General features: G+C 69.9%; 16 protein-coding genes. 10 read left to right on the top strand and 6 right to left on the bottom strand.

The genetic code is table 11. From position 1 onward, the window contains the following. Window positions 1–491 precede the first annotated feature (491 nt). The 8 genes from MKL09_RS19000 (at window position 492) to MKL09_RS18965 (ending at window position 10,105) form a co-directional block, all read left to right on the top strand. On the top strand, window positions 492–953 hold the full coding sequence (locus MKL09_RS19000) for a cytochrome c-type biogenesis protein (protein ID WP_244022669.1): 462 nt from the start codon (window positions 492–494) through the stop codon (window positions 951–953). 115 nt (window positions 954–1,068) lie between these two features. After that, window positions 1,069–1,725 carry a glutathione S-transferase family protein gene (locus tag MKL09_RS18995; RefSeq protein WP_244022683.1) on the top strand — a complete coding sequence of 219 codons (657 nt, stop codon included), beginning with the start codon at window positions 1,069–1,071 and terminating at the stop codon, window positions 1,723–1,725. Window positions 1,726–1,981: 256 nt separating this feature from the next. Further along, a complete protein-coding gene (locus MKL09_RS18990; protein WP_244022667.1) occupies window positions 1,982–2,467 on the top strand; it encodes a formate dehydrogenase subunit gamma in 486 nt (161 codons plus the stop codon). Next, window positions 2,464–4,023, top strand: coding sequence for a formate dehydrogenase beta subunit (locus MKL09_RS18985; protein ID WP_244022666.1), 1,560 nt, complete (start codon window positions 2,464–2,466; stop codon window positions 4,021–4,023). The genes MKL09_RS18990 and MKL09_RS18985 overlap by 4 nt, the downstream gene beginning before the upstream one ends. 10 nt (window positions 4,024–4,033) lie before the next feature. Next, window positions 4,034–6,895 carry a formate dehydrogenase subunit alpha gene (fdhF, locus tag MKL09_RS18980; RefSeq protein WP_244022664.1) on the top strand — a complete coding sequence of 954 codons (2,862 nt, stop codon included), beginning with the start codon at window positions 4,034–4,036 and terminating at the stop codon, window positions 6,893–6,895. A gap of 4 nt (window positions 6,896–6,899) precedes the next feature. After that, complete coding sequence (locus MKL09_RS18975) at window positions 6,900–7,193, top strand: formate dehydrogenase subunit delta (protein ID WP_092037493.1); 294 nt, start codon at window positions 6,900–6,902, stop codon at window positions 7,191–7,193. Window positions 7,194–7,430: 237 nt separating this feature from the next. Then, the gene (locus MKL09_RS18970) at window positions 7,431–9,092 is read left to right on the top strand and encodes an OFA family MFS transporter (RefSeq protein ID WP_244022662.1); all 1,662 of its coding nucleotides are present in this window, start codon (window positions 7,431–7,433) and stop codon (window positions 9,090–9,092) included. Window positions 9,093–9,184: 92 nt separating this feature from the next. Beyond that, window positions 9,185–10,105, top strand: a complete 921-nt coding sequence (locus tag MKL09_RS18965) for a LysR family transcriptional regulator (protein WP_244022660.1) — start codon at window positions 9,185–9,187, stop codon at window positions 10,103–10,105. A 364-nt stretch (window positions 10,106–10,469) separates the two neighbouring features. On the opposite strand, the gene rpmG is transcribed toward MKL09_RS18965, so the two are convergent. The 6 genes from rpmG to MKL09_RS18935 form a co-directional block, all read right to left on the bottom strand. Continuing rightward, window positions 10,470–10,637, bottom strand: a complete 168-nt coding sequence (rpmG, locus tag MKL09_RS18960) for a 50S ribosomal protein L33 (protein WP_007565747.1) — start codon at window positions 10,635–10,637, stop codon at window positions 10,470–10,472. 106 nt (window positions 10,638–10,743) lie between these two features. Further along, window positions 10,744–11,934 carry an MFS transporter gene (locus MKL09_RS18955; RefSeq protein WP_244022658.1) on the bottom strand — a complete coding sequence of 397 codons (1,191 nt, stop codon included), beginning with the start codon at window positions 11,932–11,934 and terminating at the stop codon, window positions 10,744–10,746. Next, window positions 11,931–12,680 (bottom strand): NUDIX hydrolase, encoded by a 750-nt coding sequence (locus MKL09_RS18950; protein WP_244022656.1) that lies wholly within the window; start codon window positions 12,678–12,680, stop codon window positions 11,931–11,933. The genes MKL09_RS18955 and MKL09_RS18950 overlap by 4 nt, the downstream gene beginning before the upstream one ends. Continuing rightward, entirely contained in the window at window positions 12,631–13,101 is a 471-nt protein-coding gene (locus MKL09_RS18945) for a DUF983 domain-containing protein (RefSeq protein ID WP_244022654.1), read from the bottom strand. The genes MKL09_RS18950 and MKL09_RS18945 overlap by 50 nt, the downstream gene beginning before the upstream one ends. 23 nt (window positions 13,102–13,124) lie before the next feature. Next, window positions 13,125–15,446 carry a ribonuclease R gene (gene rnr / locus MKL09_RS18940; protein WP_244022652.1) on the bottom strand — a complete coding sequence of 774 codons (2,322 nt, stop codon included), beginning with the start codon at window positions 15,444–15,446 and terminating at the stop codon, window positions 13,125–13,127. A gap of 138 nt (window positions 15,447–15,584) precedes the next feature. Then, on the bottom strand, window positions 15,585–15,923 hold the full coding sequence (locus tag MKL09_RS18935) for a hypothetical protein (RefSeq protein ID WP_244022651.1): 339 nt from the start codon (window positions 15,921–15,923) through the stop codon (window positions 15,585–15,587). A 115-nt stretch (window positions 15,924–16,038) separates the two neighbouring features. Here MKL09_RS18935 and MKL09_RS18930 point away from each other — a divergent pair, with 115 nt between their 5' ends. Continuing rightward, window positions 16,039–19,128, top strand: coding sequence for an FAD-binding and (Fe-S)-binding domain-containing protein (locus MKL09_RS18930; protein ID WP_244022649.1), 3,090 nt, complete (start codon window positions 16,039–16,041; stop codon window positions 19,126–19,128). After that, window positions 19,125–20,012 (top strand): ketopantoate reductase family protein, encoded by an 888-nt coding sequence (locus MKL09_RS18925; RefSeq protein ID WP_244022647.1) that lies wholly within the window; start codon window positions 19,125–19,127, stop codon window positions 20,010–20,012. Before MKL09_RS18930 ends, MKL09_RS18925 begins: the two co-directional genes overlap by 4 nt. The last annotated feature ends 150 nt before the right edge of the window (window positions 20,013–20,162 follow it).

The following is a 20,162-nucleotide window of genomic DNA, read 5'->3' as shown; positions in this document are numbered from 1 at the left end:
GGCCCCGCCGCGGGCCGGACGGCGGCGGCTGGCGCAGCGAGCGAGAGCGTCGCAAAGACAGCCAAGGCGAGACGGACCCGCGCCCTGCCTCCCCCCCCTGGGGGGGAGGCTACCGTGCGCAACAGGGGGGGAGAGGGGCGGCGCGACGGGTCAGGATATGATGAAGGCCGGCGCAACTCGGCCGGCACCGTCGCTCCCCTCTCCCGACCCTGCCTGGCGGCCGGCCCACCCGCCCCCGCGGAGGGGGGAGGGAGAGCGTGGGCGCCAGATGCGAGAACCCCGGCCGAGTGATGGCCGGGGTTCTGGCATCTGGCGCCGACGCTCTCCCTCCCCCCTCCGCGGGGGAGGGTGGGCCGGCCGTCAGGCCGGGTCGGGAGAGGGGAGCGACGGTGCCGGACGAGTCGCGCCGGGCTTCATCATATCCTGACCCGTCGCGCTGCCCCTCTCCCCCCCTGTTGCGCAGGGTACCCTCCCCCGCAGGGGGGGGAGGGATGGCGCGGGTCCGTCTCGCCTTGGCTGTCTTTGCGACGCTCTCGCTCGCTGCCCCCGCCCGCGCCGTCCAGCCCGACGAGGTGCTGAAGGATCCGGTGCTGGAGCATCGTGCCCGGGAGATTTCCTCGGAATTACGCTGCCTCGTCTGCCAGAACCAGTCGATCGACGATTCCGACGCGCCGCTCGCCAAGGACCTGCGTGTGATCGTCCGCGAGCGTCTGCAGAAGGGCGACACTGACCCGGCGGTTCTGCGCTACGTCGTCGACCGCTACGGCGAGTTCGTGCTGCTGCGGCCGGTCTTCGCCCCGCACACCCTGCTGCTGTGGCTGACCCCGATCCTGGCGGTCCTGCTCGGCGGCTTCGGGATCTGGCGCCTCGCCCGCCGCCGGCCGGCCGCGCCGGTCCGGACGCTGTCGGCGGCCGAGGAGGCGGAGGTCGCCGCGCTGCTGCGACGGGAGTAAGATCCGACGCATCGCGATTCGCCCGGATCGAATCGGCACGAGTCTTTGCTTCGGCATGAGTCTTGGATCCGGTTGCGCAGATCGCATGATCGGCGACGCGCCCGGGGTGAAGACGATGACCGCCGCCACGCTCACCATCTCCAGCCGCAACTACTCGTCCTGGTCCCTGCGGGGCTGGCTGATCTGCCGGATGGCCGGGCTCGCCTTCGACACCGAGGTGCTGTCGGGCACCGATGCGACCAGCCGCGCCGAGCTGCTACACCTGTCGCCGTCCTTCCTGGTGCCGCGCCTGCGCCACGGCGACGTGGTGGTCTGGGATACCCTCGCCATCGCCGAATATCTCCGCGAGACCTTTCCGGATGCGAGCTTCCTGCCGCACGATGTGGCCGAGCGTGCCCATTGCCGCTCCATCGCCGGCGAGATGCATTCGGGCTTCGTGAATTTGCGCTCGGCCCTGCCGATGAACCTGCGCGCCTTCCATCCGGGCTTCCGGGTGTTCAACGGCGCCAAGGCCGATATCGAACGCATCGTCACGATCTTCGACGATTGCCTGGACCGTTACGACGGCCCGTTCCTGTTCGGCGACCGGCCCGGCCTCGCCGACGCCCTGTACGCCCCGGTCTGCACCCGGTTCCGCACCTACGACGTGGCGCTGCCGCCCCGGGCGGCGGCCTATCGGGACACGATCCTGCACTGGCCGCTGATGATCGAATGGGCCGAGGCCGCCGCCGACGAGCCGGACGAGATCGAGGAACTCGACATGGAATTCTGAGACCCCGTCTGCCTGCCGGATGCAATTTCTTGCATGGCACAAATCGATGTTGCGGTGCACGCAAGAATTTCTGGCGGCTCGCGAGCGACAGAAACCAACGCCTTGAGAATGACTTATTGCATCGCCCGTCCGCGACCATCGCGCGGGTGACAGGTTAACAGAGATCCTTTGTCGGCCGACCGGACTGCGCCATTGATGGGGTTCGGCATTTCTGTTCCACTTCGCTTTAGAAGAAGAACAGACTGGGCTGGAAACCATGGCGGGTCACGAGCCCTGGAGTGCGGAACGCGCGACCGGGATCATTGCTGAGCACACCCATCTCGAAGGCGCGACGCTGCCGATCCTGCACGCGCTGCAGGAGACCTTCGGGTATGTCGATGGCGGCGCCGTGCCGCTGATCGCCGACGCGCTGAACCTGTCGCGCGCCGAGGTGCATGGCTGCATCACCTTCTACCATGACTTCCGCGCCCATCCGGCTGGCCGCCACGAGGTGAAGCTGTGCCGGGCCGAGGCCTGCCAGGCCATGGGTTCGGACAAGCTCCATCGCGAGATCCTCGCCCGCCTGGGCTGCGATTGGCACGAGACCACCGCCGACGGCAGCGCCACGGTCGAGCCGGTCTACTGCCTCGGCCTCTGCGCCAACGGCCCCGCGGCCCTCATCGACGGCGAGCCGGTGGCCCACCTGACCGCCGACGCCCTCGACGAGGCGCTGGCCGAAACCAAGCGGGAGACCCGCCAGTGAGCGTCACCCTTTACGTCCCCCGGGACGCCGTGGCTTTGGGCCTCGGCGCCAACAAGTTCGCCCGGGCCCTGTTCGCGGGCGCTGAGCGCCGCGGCCTCGACGTGACCATCGTGCGCACCGGCTCCCGCGGCCTGTTCTGGCTCGAGCCGATGGTCGAGGTCGCCACACCGGAGGGTCGGGTCGCCTATGGGCCGGTCAAGGTCTCGGATGTCGACGCCCTGCTCGATGCCGGCCTCGCCACGGGCGGCGATCACCCCCTGCGTCTCGGCGACCCCCAAAAAATCCCGTTCCTGGCCCGCCAGCAGCGTCTGACCTTCCACCGCTGCGGCGTGGTCGATCCGGTCTCGGTGGCCGATTACCGGGCCCATGGCGGCTATCGCGGTCTCGAAGCCGCGCTGAAGCTCGACGCCGAGGGCATCGTCGCGGCGGTGCGCGATTCCGGCCTGCGCGGCCGCGGCGGCGCCGGCTTCCCGGCCGGGATCAAGTGGAACACCGTGATGCTCGCCAAGAGCGAGCAAAAGTACGTCGTCTGCAACGCAGACGAGGGCGATTCCGGCACCTTCGCCGACCGGATGATGATGGAGGGCGACCCCTTCAACCTCATCGAGGGCATGACCATCGCGGCGATCGCGACCGGCGCGACCCGGGGCTACATCTACCTGCGCTCCGAATACCCCCAGGCCTTCGCCACCCTGAAGGAGGCGATCGCCAACGGCATCGACGCTGGCGTGCTCGGCGCCGATATCCTGGGATCCGGCAAAAGCTTCCATCTGGAGGTCCGGCTCGGGGCGGGCGCCTATATCTGCGGCGAGGAGACCTCGCTGCTGGAGAGCCTGGAGGGCAAGCGCGGCATCGTGCGGGCCAAGCCGCCGATCCCGGCGCTCAAGGGGTTTTTGGGTAAGCCGACGCTGGTCAACAACGTCATGACCTTCACGGCCGTGCCGTGGATCCTTGAGAACGGGGCCGGGGCCTACGCCGATTACGGCATGGGCCGCTCGCTCGGCACCCTGCCGATCCAGCTCGCCGGCAACATCAAGCATGGCGGCCTGATCGAGCTCGCCTTCGGCGTGACGCTGCGCGAGGTGATCGAGGATTACGGCGGCGGCACCCGTTCGGGCCGACCGGTGCGGGCCGTGCAGGTCGGCGGTCCGCTCGGGGCCTATTTCCCCGATCACCTGCTCGACACGCCCCTCGACTACGAGGCGATGGCCGCCAAGAAGGGCCTCGTCGGCCATGGCGGCATCGTGGTGTTCGACGACACCGTCGACATGGCCGCCCAAGCGCGCTTCGCCTTCGAGTTCTGCGCCACCGAATCCTGCGGCAAGTGCACCCCCTGCCGCATCGGCGCGACCCGTGGCGTCGAGACCATGGACAAGGTCATCGCCGGCATCCGGCCGGAGACGAACCTGAAGCTGATCGAGGACCTCTGCGAGGTCATGACCGATGGGTCGCTCTGCGCCATGGGCGGGCTCACGCCGATGCCCGTGATGAGCGCGATCACCCATTTCCCCGAGGATTTCACCCGCGCGGGCTCGCTGCCCGTCGCGGCTGAGTGAGGAGGCTTCCATGGCCCTCATCAAAGAGATCGACTACGGCACGCCGATCCGCGTGGCGGAGCAGACCGTCACCCTGACCATCGACGGGATGGACGTGACGGTGCCGGCCGGCACCTCGGTGATGGCGGCGGCGATGCATGCCGGCACCCAGATCCCGAAGCTGTGCGCCACCGACTCGCTGGAGCCGTTCGGCTCCTGCCGCCTGTGCCTCGTCGAGATCGAGGGGCGGCGCGGCACACCGGCCTCCTGCACGACGCCGGCCGAGAACGGCATGGTCGTGCGCACGCAGACCGACAAGCTGGCCAAGCTCCGCAAGGGCGTGATGGAGCTCTACATCTCCGATCACCCGCTGACCTGCCTCACCTGCGCTGCCAACGGCGATTGCGAATTGCAGGACATGGCCGGCGTCGTCGGCCTGCGCGACGTGCGCTACGGCTACGAGGGCGACAACCACGTCGTGCCGAGCGCCGAGAAGTATCTGCCGAAGGACGAGTCGAACCCGTACTTCACCTACGATCCGTCGAAGTGCATCGTCTGCAACCGCTGCGTCCGCGCCTGCGAGGAGGTGCAGGGCACCTTCGCACTCACCATCGCGGGCCGCGGCTTCGACAGCCGCGTGGCGGCGGGCCCGACCAACTTCATGGAATCGGAATGCGTCTCCTGCGGCGCCTGCGTGCAGGCGTGTCCGACGGCCACGTTGCAGGAAAAGTCGATCCACGAGTTCGGCCAGCCCGAGCACGCCGAGGTGACGACCTGCGCCTATTGCGGCGTCGGCTGCTCGTTCAAGGCCGAGATGCAGGGCACCCGCGTCGTGCGCATGGTGCCCTACAAGGGCGGCAAGGCCAACGAGGGCCATAGCTGCGTCAAGGGCCGCTTCGCCTACGGCTACGCCACCCACAAGGACCGCATCACCAAGCCGATGATCCGCGCCAAGATCACGGATCCGTGGCGCGAGGTGTCTTGGGACGAAGCCATCGCGCATGCCGCCAGCGAATTTAAGCGCATCCAGGCGACATACGGAAAAGATTCAGTCGGCGGCATCACCTCGTCGCGCTGCACCAACGAGGAGGCCTACCTCGTCCAGAAGCTCGTGCGCGCCGCCTTCGGCAACAACAACGTCGATACCTGCGCCCGCGTCTGCCATTCGCCGACCGGCTACGGCCTGATGTCGACGCTGGGCACCTCGGCCGGCACCCAGGACTTCAAGTCGGTCGAGAACTCCGACGTGATCCTGGTGATCGGCGCCAACCCGACCGACGGCCACCCGGTCTTCGGCTCGCGGATGAAGAAGCGCCTGCGCCAGGGCGCCAAGCTGATCGTCGCGGATCCGCGCAAGATCGATCTGGTGAAGTCGCCCCACATCAAGGCCGACTACCACCTGCCGCTGAAGCCCGGCTCCAACGTCGCCTTCATCAACTCGCTGGCGCACGTCATCGTCACCGAGGGGCTGATCGACGAGGCCTATGTCCGCGAGCGCTGCGATCTCGCCGAGTTCGAGACCTGGGCCCGGTTCATCGCCGAGGAGCGCCACTCCCCGGAGGCGCAGCAGACCTTCACCGGCCTCGACCCGGCCGAGGTCCGCGCCGCGGCCCGGCTCTACGCCACGGGCGGCGCGGCCGGCATCTATTACGGGCTGGGCGTCACCGAGCACAGCCAGGGCTCGACCATGGTGATGGGCATGGCCAACATCGCCATGGCCACCGGCAACATCGGCAAGCTCGGCGCCGGCGTGAACCCGCTGCGCGGCCAGAACAACGTCCAGGGCTCCTGCGACATGGGCTCGTTCCCGCACGAGCTCACTGGCTACCGCCACGTCTCGGACGATGCCACCCGCGAGAGCTTCGAGGCCCTGTGGGGCGCCAAGCTCGACAACGCGCCGGGCCTGCGCATCACCAACATGCTGGACGAGGCCGTCGATGGCTCGTTCAAGGGCCTGTACATCCAGGGCGAGGACATCGCGCAGTCGGACCCCGACACGCACCACGTCACGTCCGGCCTCAAGGCGATGGAATGCATCGTCATCCAGGACCTATTCCTGAACGAGACCGCGAAATACGCCCACGTCTTCCTGCCGGGGGCGTCGTTCCTGGAGAAGGACGGCACCTTCACCAACGCCGAGCGCCGCATCTCCCGCGTGCGCAAGGTGATGCCCCCGATGGGCGGCTACGGCGACTGGGAGGGCACGGTGCTGCTCGCCAACGCGCTGGGCTACACGATGGCGTACAGCCACCCGTCCGAGATCATGGACGAGATCGCGGGCCTGACCCCGAGCTTCACCGGCGTGTCCTACGCCAAGCTTGACGAGCTGGGCTCGGTACAGTGGCCCTGCAACGAGAAGGCGCCGCTCGGCACGCCGATGATGCACGTGGATCGCTTCGTCCGCGGCAAGGGCCGGTTCATGATCACCGAGTTCGTGGCCACCGAGGAGCGGACGGGGGCGAAGTTCCCGCTGATCCTGACCACGGGCCGGATCCTGTCCCAGTACAATGTCGGCGCGCAGACCCGGCGCACCGAGAACTCGCGTTGGCACGAGGAGGACGTGCTGGAAATCCATCCGTTCGATGCCGAGCTGCGCGGCATCGTCGAGGGCGATCTGGTCTCCCTGGAGAGCCGGTCCGGCGACATCGCCCTGAAGGCCAAGGTCTCGGAGCGGATGCAGCCGGGCGTGGTCTACACCACGTTCCACCACGCCAAGACCGGCGCCAACGTCATCACCACCGACTACTCGGACTGGGCGACCAACTGCCCGGAATACAAGGTGACCGCGGTGCAGGTCCGGCGGACCAACCGGCCGTCCGACTGGCAGGCGAAGTTCTACGAGGAGGACTTTTCGCTGACGCGCATTGCCCAGACACTCGACGCGGCGGAGTGAGCCGATGAGCGCGCAGACCCAGGAGGACAAGCTCCTCCGGATGGCGAACCAGATCGCCACGTTCTTCCGGTCCTACCCGGAGGACGAGGCGGTGGCCGGGGTGCACAAGCACATCACGGCGTTCTGGACGCCCAAGATGGTCTCGAAGCTCGAGGCCGCCCTGCCGGAGATGGGCGACCGGGCCGACAGCCTGGTGCAGCGGGCCCTGCGCGGCGCCGAGCCCCAGGCCGAGAGCCCGGTGCGCCCGGCGACCCGCGACCCGCAGAAGCTCGGCGAGGGCGCCAGCGACGCCGGATAGTGCGTTCGCCGCCGAAGTGGATACCGTTTCGGCGTCAGCGACCGCGCTCAACACGGACTTCCAGCCACGCAACGCGCGTTGTGCGTGTGCAAGGATGGAATCCGCATTCCTCGCGGTTGATCCGGCGATTGGATCGCGCTCCAGATTGTTGCGCGTGTTGGCACCCGGCTGGCCGAACGGTTAAGCTTACACCGCGGCCCGACTCGCCCAAGAGAGTCGGGCTCGGAGGAAGTTTCGATGCGTTCAGAACTGGCGGGCGCGGTCGCGTCCGGGAGCGATCACGGCTGGCTTTCCCGTGAGCGCATCGTCGCCAAACCGGGTTTCAACCGCTGGTTGGTCCCGCCCGCGGCTCTCGCAATCCATCTCTGCATCGGCATGGCCTACGGGCTGTCGGTGTTCTGGCTGCCGCTGAGCCGGACGCTGTCCGTCGGCCAGCCGGCCCCTGCCGCCTGCCCCGACATGGGCGTGATCACGGCGCTGTTCACCACCACCTGCGACTGGCGCGTCAGCGATCTCGTCATCGTCTTCTCGATCGGGATCGTGATGCTCGGCCTCTCGGCTGCCGTGTTCGGCGGCTGGCTGGAGCGGGCCGGGCCGCGCAAGGCCGGCATCGCGGCCGCCCTGTGCTGGGGCGGCGGCTTCCTGATCGGTGCGCTCGGCGTCTATCTCCACCAGCTCTGGCTGGTCTGGCTCGGCATGGGCCTGATCGGCGGCATCGGGCTGGGGCTCGGCTACATCTCCCCGGTCTCGACGCTGATCAAGTGGTTCCCCGACCGGCGCGGCATGGCCACCGGCATGGCGATCATGGGCTTCGGTGGCGGCGCGATGATCGGCTCGCCGCTGGCCGACGGCCTGATCAAGACCTTCCGGAGCGCCGATTCCGTCGGCGTCTGGCAGACCCTCGCCGTGATGGGGCTGGGCTACATCGTGTTCATGCTGGGCGGTGCCTTCGGCTACCGGGTGCCGCCGTCCGGCTGGGCCCCGGACGGCTGGACGCCGCCGGCGGCCAAGAACGCCATGATCGCCTCGGGCCATGTCCACCTGCGGGACGCGCACAAGACCGTCCAGTTCTGGATGATCTGGCTGGTGCTCTGCCTCAACGTCTCGGCCGGGATCGGCGTCCTGGCGCTCGCCTCGCCGATGCTCCAGGAAATTTTCGTCGGCGCCCTGATCGGGCTGCCCGGCACCGGATTCTCCGCCCTGGACGGCGGCCAGAAGACGCAAGTCGCTGCGATCGCGGCCGGCTTCGTCGGCCTGCTCTCGCTGTTCAACATCCTGGGCCGGTTCTTCTGGGCCTCGATGTCGGACCGGATCGGCCGCAAGCTCACCTACGCGATCTTCTTCGCCCTGGGCGGCGTGCTCTACGCCGCCGCGCCCTGGGCCGCCGGGATCGGCTCGCAGGCTCTGTTCGTCGGGTTCTTCTGCGTGATCCTGTCGATGTATGGCGGCGGCTTCGCGACGATCCCGGCCTACCTCGCCGACGTGTTCGGCACGCAGTTCGTGGGCGCGATCCACGGCCGCCTGCTCACCGCGTGGTCGACCGCCGGCGTCGTCGGGCCGTTCGTGGTCACCAAGATCCGCGAGATCCAGGCCGCCTCCGGGGTGCAGGGCGCGGATCTCTACGGGCGGACCATGTACGTGCTGGCGGCGTTCCTCGCCGTGGGGTTCGTCTGCAACCTGCTGATCCGGCCGCTCGCCGGCCGCTGGTTCATGTCTGATTCCGAGCGCGCCGCCCTCGACTCCCAGGCCGGCACCGCGACCGTCCGTGCCTCGGGTTCGTTCGGAATCGGCCGGGGCGGGTTCAGCCCCGGCGCGGCGCTGGCCTGGGCGGTGGTCGGCATCCCGATCCTCTGGGGGATCGGCATCACCCTGTCGAAGGCGTTCATCCTGTTCCGCTGAGCGGGCGCCCGTCGCCTGTTGTGGCGGGGCCTGCCGGTGATTACGTTCTGGCATGCCAAAGCCTGCCGGCATGAGTCGTTCGGAATGCCGCCGTGATCGACAAGCTGGATTTCCTGCTCGCGCTCGCCCGCGAGCAGCATTTCGGTCATGCGGCCGAGACCTGCGGGGTGACGCAGCAGACCCTCTCGGCCGGCGTGAAGCAGTTGGAGAACCGCTTCGGCGTGCAGCTCGTGCTGCGCGGCTCGCGCTTCCAGGGTTTCACCCCCGAGGGTGAGCGGGTCCTCCAATGGGCCCGCCGCATCGTGGCCGACGCGCGGGCGATGCACGAGGAGGTCACGGGCCTGCGCCGGGGCCTGACCGGGCACCTGCGCATCGCCGCGATCCCCACGGCCCTGCCGATGATCGTGAGCCTGACCACCCCGTATGGCGAGCGCCACCCGGACGTGCGGCTCACGGTCGAATCCGCCGCCTCGGCCGACATCTTCTCGCTGATCGAGAACCTGGAGGCCGATGCCGGCCTGACCTACCTCGACAACGAGCCCCTGGGCCGGGTCGTGTCCGTGCCGCTGTATCGGGAGCGCTACCGGCTGGTCACGGCCGATGGCGGCCCGTTCGACGGCCGCAGCAGCGTCACCTGGGCCGAGACCGGGCAATTGCCGCTCTGCCTGCTGACGCCGAACATGCAGAACCGGCGGATCATCGACCAGCAGATCCGCGAATCGGGCGCGGAGCCGGCCGCGACCCTCGAATCGAACTCGATGATCGTGCTGATGACCCATGTGCGCACCCTGCGCTGGGCGTCGATCATGCCGGAGATCCTGGTCGACGCCCTCGGGCCGATGGCGGGGGTGCGGGCGATCCCGATCACCGCGCCGGACCTGGAGCATACGATCGGCCTCGTCGCCCCGCGCCGGGAGCCCTCGACCCCGATGGTGACCGCGCTCGTCGCCATCGCCCGGACCTTGGCGCGGACGCTGGATCCCGAGCTGTCCGGCTCCGTGCCGGGCGCGTGAGCTACCATGTCAGGCCGGGGCCGACAGGCTCCGCCAGAGGCCGCGAGCGGCACGGTACGGAAGAAGCGGCAGCTTGAGGACGATGCGGGCCGCGAGAACCGCCAGGACGATCACCATCGTCAGCAGCATTTTCGACATCGTGTGCGCGCTCCAATGACCGGTCCGGCCAATGCGGGGGATGCGAATCCCTGCGCGGCGTCAGGCAGCGCCCGAATCACGGAGACACTAAGGTGCGGCGCTGGGCTGGGGCCGACCACGAGAGGACGGATCCTAAACGCGCATAGAAAAAGCCGCCCCGTCGCCGGAGCGGCTCGTTGGATCGGCCTAGGCCCGAGGGTGTCCCCGAGCCTTACTCGATCTCGCCTTACTTGATCTTGGTTTCCTTGAACTCGACGTGCTTGCGCGCCACCGGGTCGTACTTGCGCATCGTCAGCTTCTCGGTCTGCGTGCGGGAGTTCTTCTTGGTGACGTAGAAGTAGCCGGTGTCGGCGGTGGAGATGAGCTTGATCTTGACGGTGACGGCCTTGGCCATGGCGCGGCGCTCCTGCAGGGTGCGGCATTCCGCGTGAGCGAAACGCAAATGGCCGGGAAAGCCCGGCCGAATACGGGCGGGTCAATGCCCGATCGGGCGGTTCAGGTCAAGGCCGGGCGGCGGAGCGCTCCATCGTGGCGAGGCTCAGCGAGAAGGCCAGGAACAGCGCCAGTAGCGCCCAGGCGAAGCCGTGCGGCGGCACCAGATCGAGGCCGCCGCCGATCAGGGGCGGCCCCAGCATCAGGCCGACATTGTACAGAACCACGAAGGCCGCGTTGGCGCCCGCGAGGTCGGAGGCCGGGACCCGGTCGCCCAACGTGGTCAGGCCGACCGTGTAGAGCGTGCCGGCGATGCCGCCCCAGGCGAACAGGACGAGGCCGAGCGCCACCGGCGATCCGGAGGCCAGCGGGATCAGGGCCGAGCCCGCGGCCCCGCCGAGGCTTGCGCCGAGCAGCACCGCGCGCCGGTCGAAGCGGTCGGCGAGCCAGCCGAACGGGATCTGGAACAGCACGTTGCCGAGCGCGATCAGGCTGACCAGGCCGGCCGCGCCCTGCGCGTCGTAGCCCAGGCGCAGCCCGTAGAGCGGCAGGATCGCGAAGATCCCGGTCTCCACCGCCCCGTAGGCGAGGGCGGCGAGCAGCGCTCCGGGGGCGAGGCGCAGATAGGCGACGATGCTGCGGCCGGACCCGTGCGCGATCGTCGGCGACAGCCCGCGGGCGAGGACGATCGGCAGGCCGCCGGCCAGCATCAGCGCGGCGCCGGTCAGGTAGGGCGCCAAGCCCTCGGTCCCGACCAGCGCCAGGAGCGCCGGGCCCACCGCGAAGCCCGCCGCCAGCACGGTGGCGTAGATGCCCATCACCAGGCCGCGGCGCTCCGGCGGGGCTGCCGCGTTGATCCAGTACTCGGACAGCACGAACAGCGCGCCCAGCGTCATCGAGAACACGAAGCGCAGGGGGAACCACAGGGCGATGCCCGGCACCATCGGGAAGGCCGCCAGGCTCGCCGCGCCCACGATCAGCGCCAAGCAGAGGAGCCTCGCGACGCCGATCCGGGACGCGAGCCGCGGCACGAACGGCACCGTGCAGATGCTGGCTACGCCGGCGATCGCGGTGTTGAGCCCGATCAGCGTGCTCGACGCGCCGCGCCGCTCCATCTCGATCGACAGCAGGGGGATCGACAGGCTTAAGCCGATACCGACCACCGTGACGCAGGCGATGGCGGCGGTGATCGCCGCCACGGTGTCCGGCCCGATCCCGCTTGGCGCGATGATCCGGTCCGGCCTCTCGGACACATTCACAAAGCAACCCGTTCGCGGCGGCCGTAGCGCTCGTAGTGGAAGGGGATCATCCGGTAGGGCGCGAAATCGACGGCGATCTGCGCCTCGAGATCGTCCAGGATGGCGCGGGTGATGAACGGCAGGTCGAGCTTGCGCGCCGCGTCGAGGCGCACCCAGGCGAGCTCGGTGAACTCGGAATCCGGGCTCACCCGGCCCGGCTCCTCGGCCACGACATTCCGGCGGTCGATGGCGAAGAAGCGCGTGTCGAACCGGCGCACGCGCTTGGGCGGCGTGATCGCCCGGGCGACCAGATGCAGCGCCTCCAGATCCGGCAGGATCCCGTGCCGGGCGAAGGCTTCCCAGCCCGCCGGCGTAGCCTCCGGGGCGCCGTGCTCGCTCGTGCCGAGCAGCAGGCCGGTCTCCTCGTAGGTCTCCCGGATCGCGGCCAGCGCAAGCGCCCGACCGAGATGGTGCGGCGGCCGGGAGACCTGCCGGGTGAGTGCGGCCTCGGCGTAGTCCGGCAGGGCGCCGGCCACCGGCATGTGGCGGTCGCCGAGCTCGATCCGGCCACCCGGGAACACGAATTGCCCCGGCATGAACGCGAGATTGGGATTCCGCCGGCCCATCAGGACCTTCGGGCCGCCCTTTCCGCGCCGGTCGAGCACGATCAGGGTCGCGGCGTCCCGGGGGCGCAGGCGTGCCGGCGACGGCGCGCGCTCAGGGCTGGTCGGGATCTCGGATTCCTGCTGCGGCTCCGGCTGCGGCAAGGCGCGTCTCCTTCAACCCCGAAACGGGGCGGCCCCGCGGTAGCGTGGCGAAGCCTTGCATGCCAAGGGCATATTGCAACCCGACGACCGCGCCCTTCACCGGCTGGAGCAGCGCGAGGGCGAACAGCAGCGTGACGACCGGCCAGACGCCCATCTCGACCCAGAGCGGGACGTCGTAACGGGTCTCGGTCTCCAGGATCAGGTAGCCGACGATGTGGCCGACGATGAAGATCACCGCGTAGGGCGGCAGGTCGTCGGCGCGGTGGTGGTGCAGTTCCAGGCCGCAGGCCTCGCAATCCGGGCGCACCTTGAGGAAGCGCCCGAAGATCCGGCCCTGGCCGCAATGCGGACAGCGGCCGACGAAGCCCCGCACCATCGCGGGGATCAGGCGGGTGCGCACGGGAATCGCGTCGGTGGCCATGCCCAGGGTCTACATCGGCCCGGTCACCGGCGCGAGCCGCGATGGCGCGTACCGGAGTTGCGGATGCCGGGCGGACGACCCGACGGCGCGGTCTTGAACGGGCGGCCGCCGGGCTTCCGGGGGCCGCTTTCCTTGCCGGATCCGGTGCGGGTCTTGCCCTCGCTGAGCAGCTCGAACCGGAGTGCGCCCGCCACCGGGGCGGCCTCGACCAGGCGGACCTCGACCCGGTCGCCAAGCCGGAAGGTCTCGCCGCTGCGCTCGCCCACCAGGGCGTGGCGTGCTTCTTCGTGGCGGAAATAGTCGGCGCCGAGCTGCGAGATCGGTACGAACCCGTCCGCGCCGGTCTCGTCGAGCTTGATGAACAGGCCCGAGCGGGTGACGCCCGCGATCTGGCCCGCGAACGTGGCGCCGATCCGGTCGACCAGATGGTGCGCGATCAGCCGGTCGATGGTCTCGCGCTCCGCCGCCATGGCGCGGCGTTCGGCCGCCGAGATCTGCTCGCCGATTTGGGCGAGTTCGCCCGCCGACACCTCCGGCGACAGCCCGTCGGAGCCGAGGCGGCAGGCGGTGATCAGCGCCCGGTGCACGATCAGGTCGGCGTAGCGGCGGATCGGCGAGGTGAAATGCGCGTAGCGGCGCAGGTTCAGCCCGAAATGGCCGAGATTCTCGGCCGCGTAAACCGCCTGCGCCTGGGAGCGCAGCACCACTTCGTTGATGAAGGTCGCGTGCTCGCCGCCCGCCACCGAGCCGAGGATGCGGTTGAACAAGGCCGGGCGCAGCGCCCCTTCCTTGGGCAGCTTGATGCCGACCGAGGCCAGGACCTCGCCGAGCGCCTGCATCTTCTCCTGCGCTGGCTCGTCGTGCACCCGGTAGATCAGCACCTGCTTGGCCGCCTCCAGGGTCTCGGCCGCGGCGACGTTGGCCTGGATCATGAACTCCTCGATCAGCCGGTGTGCGTCGAGGCGCTCCGGCACGATCACCCGGTCGACCGCGCCCTCGGGCGACAGCAGCACCTTGCGCTCGGGCAGGTCGAGGGCGAGCGGTCCGCGGCGGTCGCGCGCCTCGCGCAGGGCCGCGTAGGCCGTCCAGAGCGGACGCAGGACTGTTTCCAGCAGCGGCGCGGTGGCGGCGTCCGGCTGGCCGTCGATGGCGGCTTGCGCCTGCGCGTAGGCAAGCTTGGCGCGGGATCGCATCATCACCCGGTGGAACGTGTGGCGGCGCTTCACGCCGTCGGCGGCGATCACCATCCGGACCGCGATGGCCGGGCGGTCCTCACCCTCGCGCAGGGAGCAGAGATCGTTCGAGATCCGCTCCGGCAGCATCGGCACGACGCGGTCCGGGAAGTAGACCGAGTTGCCGCGCTCCAGCGCCTCGCGGTCGAGGCTCGAACCGGGGCGGACGTAAGCCGCGACATCCGCGATGGCGACGGTGACGATGAAGCCGCCCGGATTGGCCGGGTCGGGATCGACTTCGGCCATCACCGCGTCGTCGTGGTCCTTGGCGTCCGGCGGGTCGATCGTCAGCAGCGGCCGCTCGCGCCAATCCTCGCGGCCCTTGAGCGAGGCGGGTGCCGCGGCATCGGCCTCGGCCAGGGTCGTGTCCGAAAAAACGTGCGGGATGTTGTGCAGGTGGAGCGCGATCAGGCTAACGGCCTTCTCGGAACCGAGCGAGCCGAGCCGCTCCCGGACCCGGCCACGCGGCAGGCCGAAGCGGGTCTCGCGCTCCAGCGACACGCTGACGAGGTCGCCGTCGCGGGCTTGGCCCTCCTCGCCGGGCGGGATCAGGATCTCGCGGCCCTGCGAGCGCTTCTCCACCGGCACGATCCGGCCGCCCTGCGCGCCGGCCCGGTAGACGCCGATGATCTCGGCCTTGTTCTTGCCGATGACCTTGATGACCCGGCCGGTATAGCCGCCCTCGGCATCGCGCTCGACCCGGACCAGGGCGCGGTCGCCGATCCCGGCGGCCGATCGGTTGCCCTTGCGCGGCCCGCGCGGCTGGGTCAGCACGATGGACGGCGGCTTGCCGGTGCCGGTCCACTCCACCGGGATCGCCAGGAAGTCGCCGTGCCGGTCGCGCGAGCGGATGTCGGTCAGCACCACCGGGGGCAGGCGGCCCGCCGCCGCGAGGCCGCCGCGCCCGCGATCGATTGCGCCGTCCTCCTCGATCTCCTTGAGGATCCGCTTCAGGTCGATCTTGGCGGCACCCTTGATGCCGAACGCCTTGGCGATCTCCCGCTTGCCGACGGGTTCGGTCGCCTCGGCCACGAAGGCGAGGATCTGCTCGCGGGTCGGGAAGGGCGGGGGAGCGGCGGGCTCGGCCGCCTCTGCGCTGATGGGTCGTGCCAAAAGGTGGTGCCGGACGGTTCTCGAAAAAGATGCGCGCCCGCGATCGGGCGCCGGACCGCTGATTCGGTCCAGTCACCGTAAGATGGGGTTCCCGCCAGTCCGCGGCAACGCCGGCCGTCGCGTCCTCAACAGGCGCGATCAGCCGGTGGAGGCGGATTTGCGGATGTGGTCGACCGCCAGATCCACGTCGAACCCGGGCGTCACGATCGCGTCGAGGGTGAACGGGCAGGCGCGCGGCAGGGTCAGGTTCACCTGGCCCTCCTCGGCTGCCAGCTCCGGCGTCTCCGCCTGCTGGATCGCAAGCATCCAGGCGCCATCCATGCGCAGGCTCCCAGCCTCCGGTGGGTCGGCCGCCAGCCCGGCGAGCTTCTCCCGCCCTGCCTCGCGGCAGGCGAGGCTCTTGCCGTCGTCGGAGATGAGGGCGGCCTTGATCAGTTCGGCCAGGGCATCCCTGACCCGTTCGACACTCGCGTTCATGGATATCCGCTCCGCAACCGCGTCGGCCGTGGCAAGCCGGGTGCCAGCCCTCGCCGTGGCGCCGTGACAAAAACGCCGATCTTCCCTCGCGATCCGCCGGGTGTAGAACGCGTCCATGATCCCGGTCCTGACCCGCAACACCGAGGCCGTGCCGCTCTACGAGGCGGTGGTCGCCGAACTGCGCCTGCGCGGCTTCGAGGGCGACCTGACGGTATCGGCTGCCGACCGGACGGTCTTCTCCACCGACAACTCGATCTATCAGGTCGAGCCGGGGGCCGTGGCGTTCCCGCGCTCGCGCGACGACCTCGTGCGGATCGCCAAGCTGCTGGACGATCCGCGCTTCACCGAGATCGTGATCCGCCCCCGGGGCGGCGCCACCGGCACCAACGGCCAGTCGCTCGGCCACGGCCTCGTGGTCGACACCTCGCGGCACATGAACCGCATCCTGGAGATCGACGTCGCGCGCCGCACCGTCCGGGTCGAGCCCGGGGTGGTGAAGGACCAGCTCAACCGGGCGCTGGCCGCGCACGGCCTGTTCTTCGCCCCCGAGCTCTCGACCTCGAACCGCGCCACCATCGGCGGTATGATCTCCACGGACGCCTGCGGGCAGGGCTCCTGCCTGTACGGCAAGACCCGCGACCACGTCCTGGCGCTGACCTGCGTGCTCGCCGACGGCACGGTCTGGGACGCAGAGCCGCTGGACGAGGCCGGGCTCGCCGCCGCGAAGGCGCGCAACGACCGCGTCGGCGAAATCCACCGCACCGTCGATACGGTCGTCACCGAGAACGTGGCGCTGATCGCCGAGCGTTTCCCCAAGCTCAACCGCTGCCTCACCGGCTACGACTTGGCCCATCTGCGCGACACGTCAGGCCGCTTCGACCTCAAGAGCGTGATCTGCGGCTCGGAAGGCACCCTGGCGTTGATCGCCGAGGCGCGGCTCAACGTGCTGCCGATCCCGAAGGCCTCGGTGCTGGTGGCGCTCTCCTACGTCGATTTCGACGCGGCCCTGCGCGACGCGCAGGCCCTGCTGCCGTTCGGTGCGGCTTCCGTGGAGACCATCGATTCCACCGTCCTCGGCCTCGCCCGCAAGGACCCGATCTGGGCCGAGGTGCAGGCTTTCTTCCCGGACGATCCCGGCGGCCGCCCGGTCCACGGCATCAACCTGGTGGAGTTCGTCGGCGACGATGCCGAGGCCGTGGACGCCGCCCTGGCGCGGCTCACCGCGACGCTGGCGGACGCGCGCGGCACCGACGCAAAGCGCCTCGGCTTCACCATCGCCCGCGGCGACGCCATCGAAAAACTCTGGACGATGCGCAAGAAGGCGGTCGGCCTGCTCGGTGCCGCCAAGGGGGACGCGCGTCCGATCCCGTTCGTCGAGGATACCGCGGTGCCGCCGGAGCGGCTGGCCGACTTCATCGCCGAGTTTCGGGCGCTCCTCGACGCCAAGGGCCTGCGCTACGGCATGTTCGGCCACGTCGATGCCGGCGTGCTGCATGTCCGCCCGGCGATCGACCTGAAGGACCCCAACCAGAACGCCCTGATCCGCGAGGTCACCGAGGGCGTGGTCGCGCTCACCGCCAAGTATGGCGGCCTGCTCTGGGGTGAGCACGGCAAGGGGTTCCGCTCCGAATTCGTGCCCGCGACCTTCGGGCCGCTGATGCCGGCGCTGGAGGCGATCAAGCGCGCCTTCGACCCGGGCGACCGGATGAACCCAGGCAAGATCGCCTCGGCGCGCGGTAGCGCGCTCACCCGGATCGACGGCGTGCCCCGCCGGGGCGAGCAGGACCGCACGATCCCGTCCCCGGTCCGGCAGGATTTCGACGAAGCTTTGCACTGCAACGGCAACGGCGCCTGCTTCAACTACGACCCGGACGACGCGATGTGCCCGTCCTGGAAGGCGACCCGGGAGCGACGGCATTCGCCAAAGGGTCGCGCCTCGCTGATGCGCGAATGGCTGCGCCTGGCCGCGCAGGTGGGGATCGACCCGGCCGCCGAGCTGAAGCGCCAGCGCGCCGGCTGGCTGCCCGATGTTTTTGCGACTTTGCGGAGCGCTGTCCGGCGCGCGCCCGACGACGGCGACTTTTCGCACGCCGTGAAGGAGGCGATGGATGGCTGCCTCGCCTGCAAGTCCTGCACGGGCTCCTGCCCAATCAAGGTCGACGTGCCGACCTTCCGGGCGAAGTTTTTGGCGCTCTACCACGTCCGCTATGCCAGGCCCCTGAAGGACCATCTCGTGGCGGCGCTCGAGCCGCTCTTGCCGCTGGCAGCCCGGATGCCGCGCCTGAGCAACGCGGCCCTGGCCAACCCGGTAACCCGGCTGCTGCTGGCAAAGGCCGGCCTCGTGGAGATTCCGGCCCTGTCGCCTGTCGATCTCAGGGCGCGGCTCACGGAGCTTGGGGTCGCCACCGCGACCCCGGAGGCGCTGGCCCGGCTCGCCCCGGCGGAGCGCGAGCGCGCGGTGCTGCTGGTCCAGGACGCCTTCACCAGCCATTTCGAGGCGGCGCTGGTGGTGGATGCCTGCGCGCTCCTGATCGCGCTCGGCTTCCAGCCCTGGCTCGTGCCCTACCGGCCGAACGGCAAGCCGCTGCATGTCCACGGCTTCCTGGCCCGGTTCGCCGCGGTGGCACGCTCCAACGCCGCGATGCTGCGGGCGCTCGCCCGCTCGGGCGTGCCGCTCGTCGGCCTCGACCCGTCGATGACGCTGACCTACCGGTCCGAATACGCCCAGGCGCTCGGCGGCGACGACTTGCCCAAGGTGCAGATCCTGCAGGAATGGCTCGCTACGCAGCTCGACCGGATCGTGCCCCGGCAGGGCAGCGCGACCCTGCGGCTGCTGCCCCATTGCACCGAGCGGACCAACGCCCCCGGGGCGGTCCGGGACTGGCAGGCGGTGTTCGCCCATCTCGGGCTGCAGCTCGACGTGCCGGCGGCGGGCTGTTGCGGCATGGCCGGGACCTACGGCCACGAGACGCGCCACCGCGCCACCTCCGAGGCGATCTACGGCTTGAGCTGGGCGCGACACGTGGCCGATGCCCCCGGCGGCACCCTGCTGGCGGACGGCTATTCCTGCCGGTCCCAGGCGAAGCTGGTCGATGGCGTCCGGCTGCGCCACCCGGTCCAGGCCCTGCTCGACCATGTCCGGACGAGCGCGGTCGGCGCCGCGCCGTTCCATCCCGAGCACGCCGCGGCGGCGGCGGCCCGATGAAGGTCGCGATCCTCGGGGCCGGGGCGGTCGGCTGCTATTACGGGTTCCTGCTGGCCCGGGCCGGCCATGCGGTGACGCTGATCGGGCGTCCCGCTCTGGTCGCGGCCGTCGCGGCCGACGGGCTGGTGCTGGAGAGCGCGGCCGGGCGTGCCTCCGTCCCCGTCCAGGCGATGGCATCGGGCGAGGGCGTCGCCGGGGCCGATCTGGTGCTGGTCTGCGTCAAGTCGGGCGACACCGAAGCGGCCGGGGCGACGATCGCTGCGCATCTCAGCCCCACGGCCACGATCCTCAGCCTCCAGAACGGCGTCGACAATGCCGAGCGCCTGGGTGCCGTGCTGGGACGGCCGGTGGTGCCGGTGGCGGTCTACGTCGCCACAGAGATGGTCGGGCCGGGCCACGTCCGCCACAACGGCCGGGGCGACTTGGTGCTCGGCGCGTCAGAGACGAGCCAAACGATCGCCGACGCGCTCATCGCCGCCGGGATCCCGACCGACGTCTCGGCGCGCGCCCTGGATGCCCTCTGGGGCAAGCTGATCCTGAACTGCGCCTATAACGCCCTCTCGGCCCTGACCCAATTGCCCTACGGCCGCCTGGTCCAGGGCGAGGGCGTGGTCGCGGCGATGACCGATGTGGTGCAGGAATGCGTCGCGGTGGCGAACGCCTCGGGCGTGTCGGTCCCCGACGACATCCTCGACACAGTGCTCGCCCTCAGCACCAGCATGGCCGATCAGCGCTCCTCCACCGCCCAGGACCTCGCCCGGGGCCAGCCGAGCGAGATTGACCACCTCAACGGTTATGTCGTGCGCAAGGGCGTCGCCCTCGGCATCCCGACGCCCGCCAACCGGATGCTGCACACGCTGGTCAAGCTGGTCGAGCGGCGCTGACTTTCAAGTCATGCGTCTGCGTCTGATACAGTTTCCGGCCGATCGACTTCCCAGCGAAGCCTTCACTGCGAGCGGTGTGAAGCAACCCATACGTGGTGCTTTGATTGCCGGCGTCGCGCTGCCCTTGCTTGTTTCGGTCTACTCGTGATG

The organism is Methylobacterium sp. J-048, from assembly GCF_022829515.1.
Lineage (GTDB): Bacteria > Pseudomonadota > Alphaproteobacteria > Rhizobiales > Beijerinckiaceae > Methylobacterium.
Note: the sequence above shows the minus strand (reverse complement) of the source record. Positions and strands in the feature narration are given on the sequence as shown.

Excerpts from the sequence above, each read along its gene's own strand:
- MKL09_RS18970 (WP_244022662.1), top strand. The coding sequence starts at position 7,431 with ATGCGTTCAGAACTGGCGGGCGCGGTCGCGTCCGGGAGCGATCACGGC.
- MKL09_RS18935 (WP_244022651.1), bottom strand. The coding sequence starts at position 15,923 with ATGAACGCGAGTGTCGAACGGGTCAGGGATGCCCTGGCCGAACTGATC.
- MKL09_RS18975 (WP_092037493.1), top strand. The coding sequence starts at position 6,900 with ATGAGCGCGCAGACCCAGGAGGACAAGCTCCTCCGGATGGCGAACCAG.
- MKL09_RS18945 (WP_244022654.1), bottom strand. The coding sequence starts at position 13,101 with ATGGCCACCGACGCGATTCCCGTGCGCACCCGCCTGATCCCCGCGATG.
- MKL09_RS18930 (WP_244022649.1), top strand. The coding sequence starts at position 16,039 with ATGATCCCGGTCCTGACCCGCAACACCGAGGCCGTGCCGCTCTACGAG.
- MKL09_RS19000 (WP_244022669.1), top strand. The coding sequence starts at position 492 with ATGGCGCGGGTCCGTCTCGCCTTGGCTGTCTTTGCGACGCTCTCGCTC.
- MKL09_RS18925 (WP_244022647.1), top strand. The coding sequence starts at position 19,125 with ATGAAGGTCGCGATCCTCGGGGCCGGGGCGGTCGGCTGCTATTACGGG.
- MKL09_RS18990 (WP_244022667.1), top strand. The coding sequence starts at position 1,982 with ATGGCGGGTCACGAGCCCTGGAGTGCGGAACGCGCGACCGGGATCATT.
- MKL09_RS18995 (WP_244022683.1), top strand. The coding sequence starts at position 1,069 with ATGACCGCCGCCACGCTCACCATCTCCAGCCGCAACTACTCGTCCTGG.
- fdhF (WP_244022664.1), top strand. The coding sequence starts at position 4,034 with ATGGCCCTCATCAAAGAGATCGACTACGGCACGCCGATCCGCGTGGCG.
- rpmG (WP_007565747.1), bottom strand. The coding sequence starts at position 10,637 with ATGGCCAAGGCCGTCACCGTCAAGATCAAGCTCATCTCCACCGCCGAC.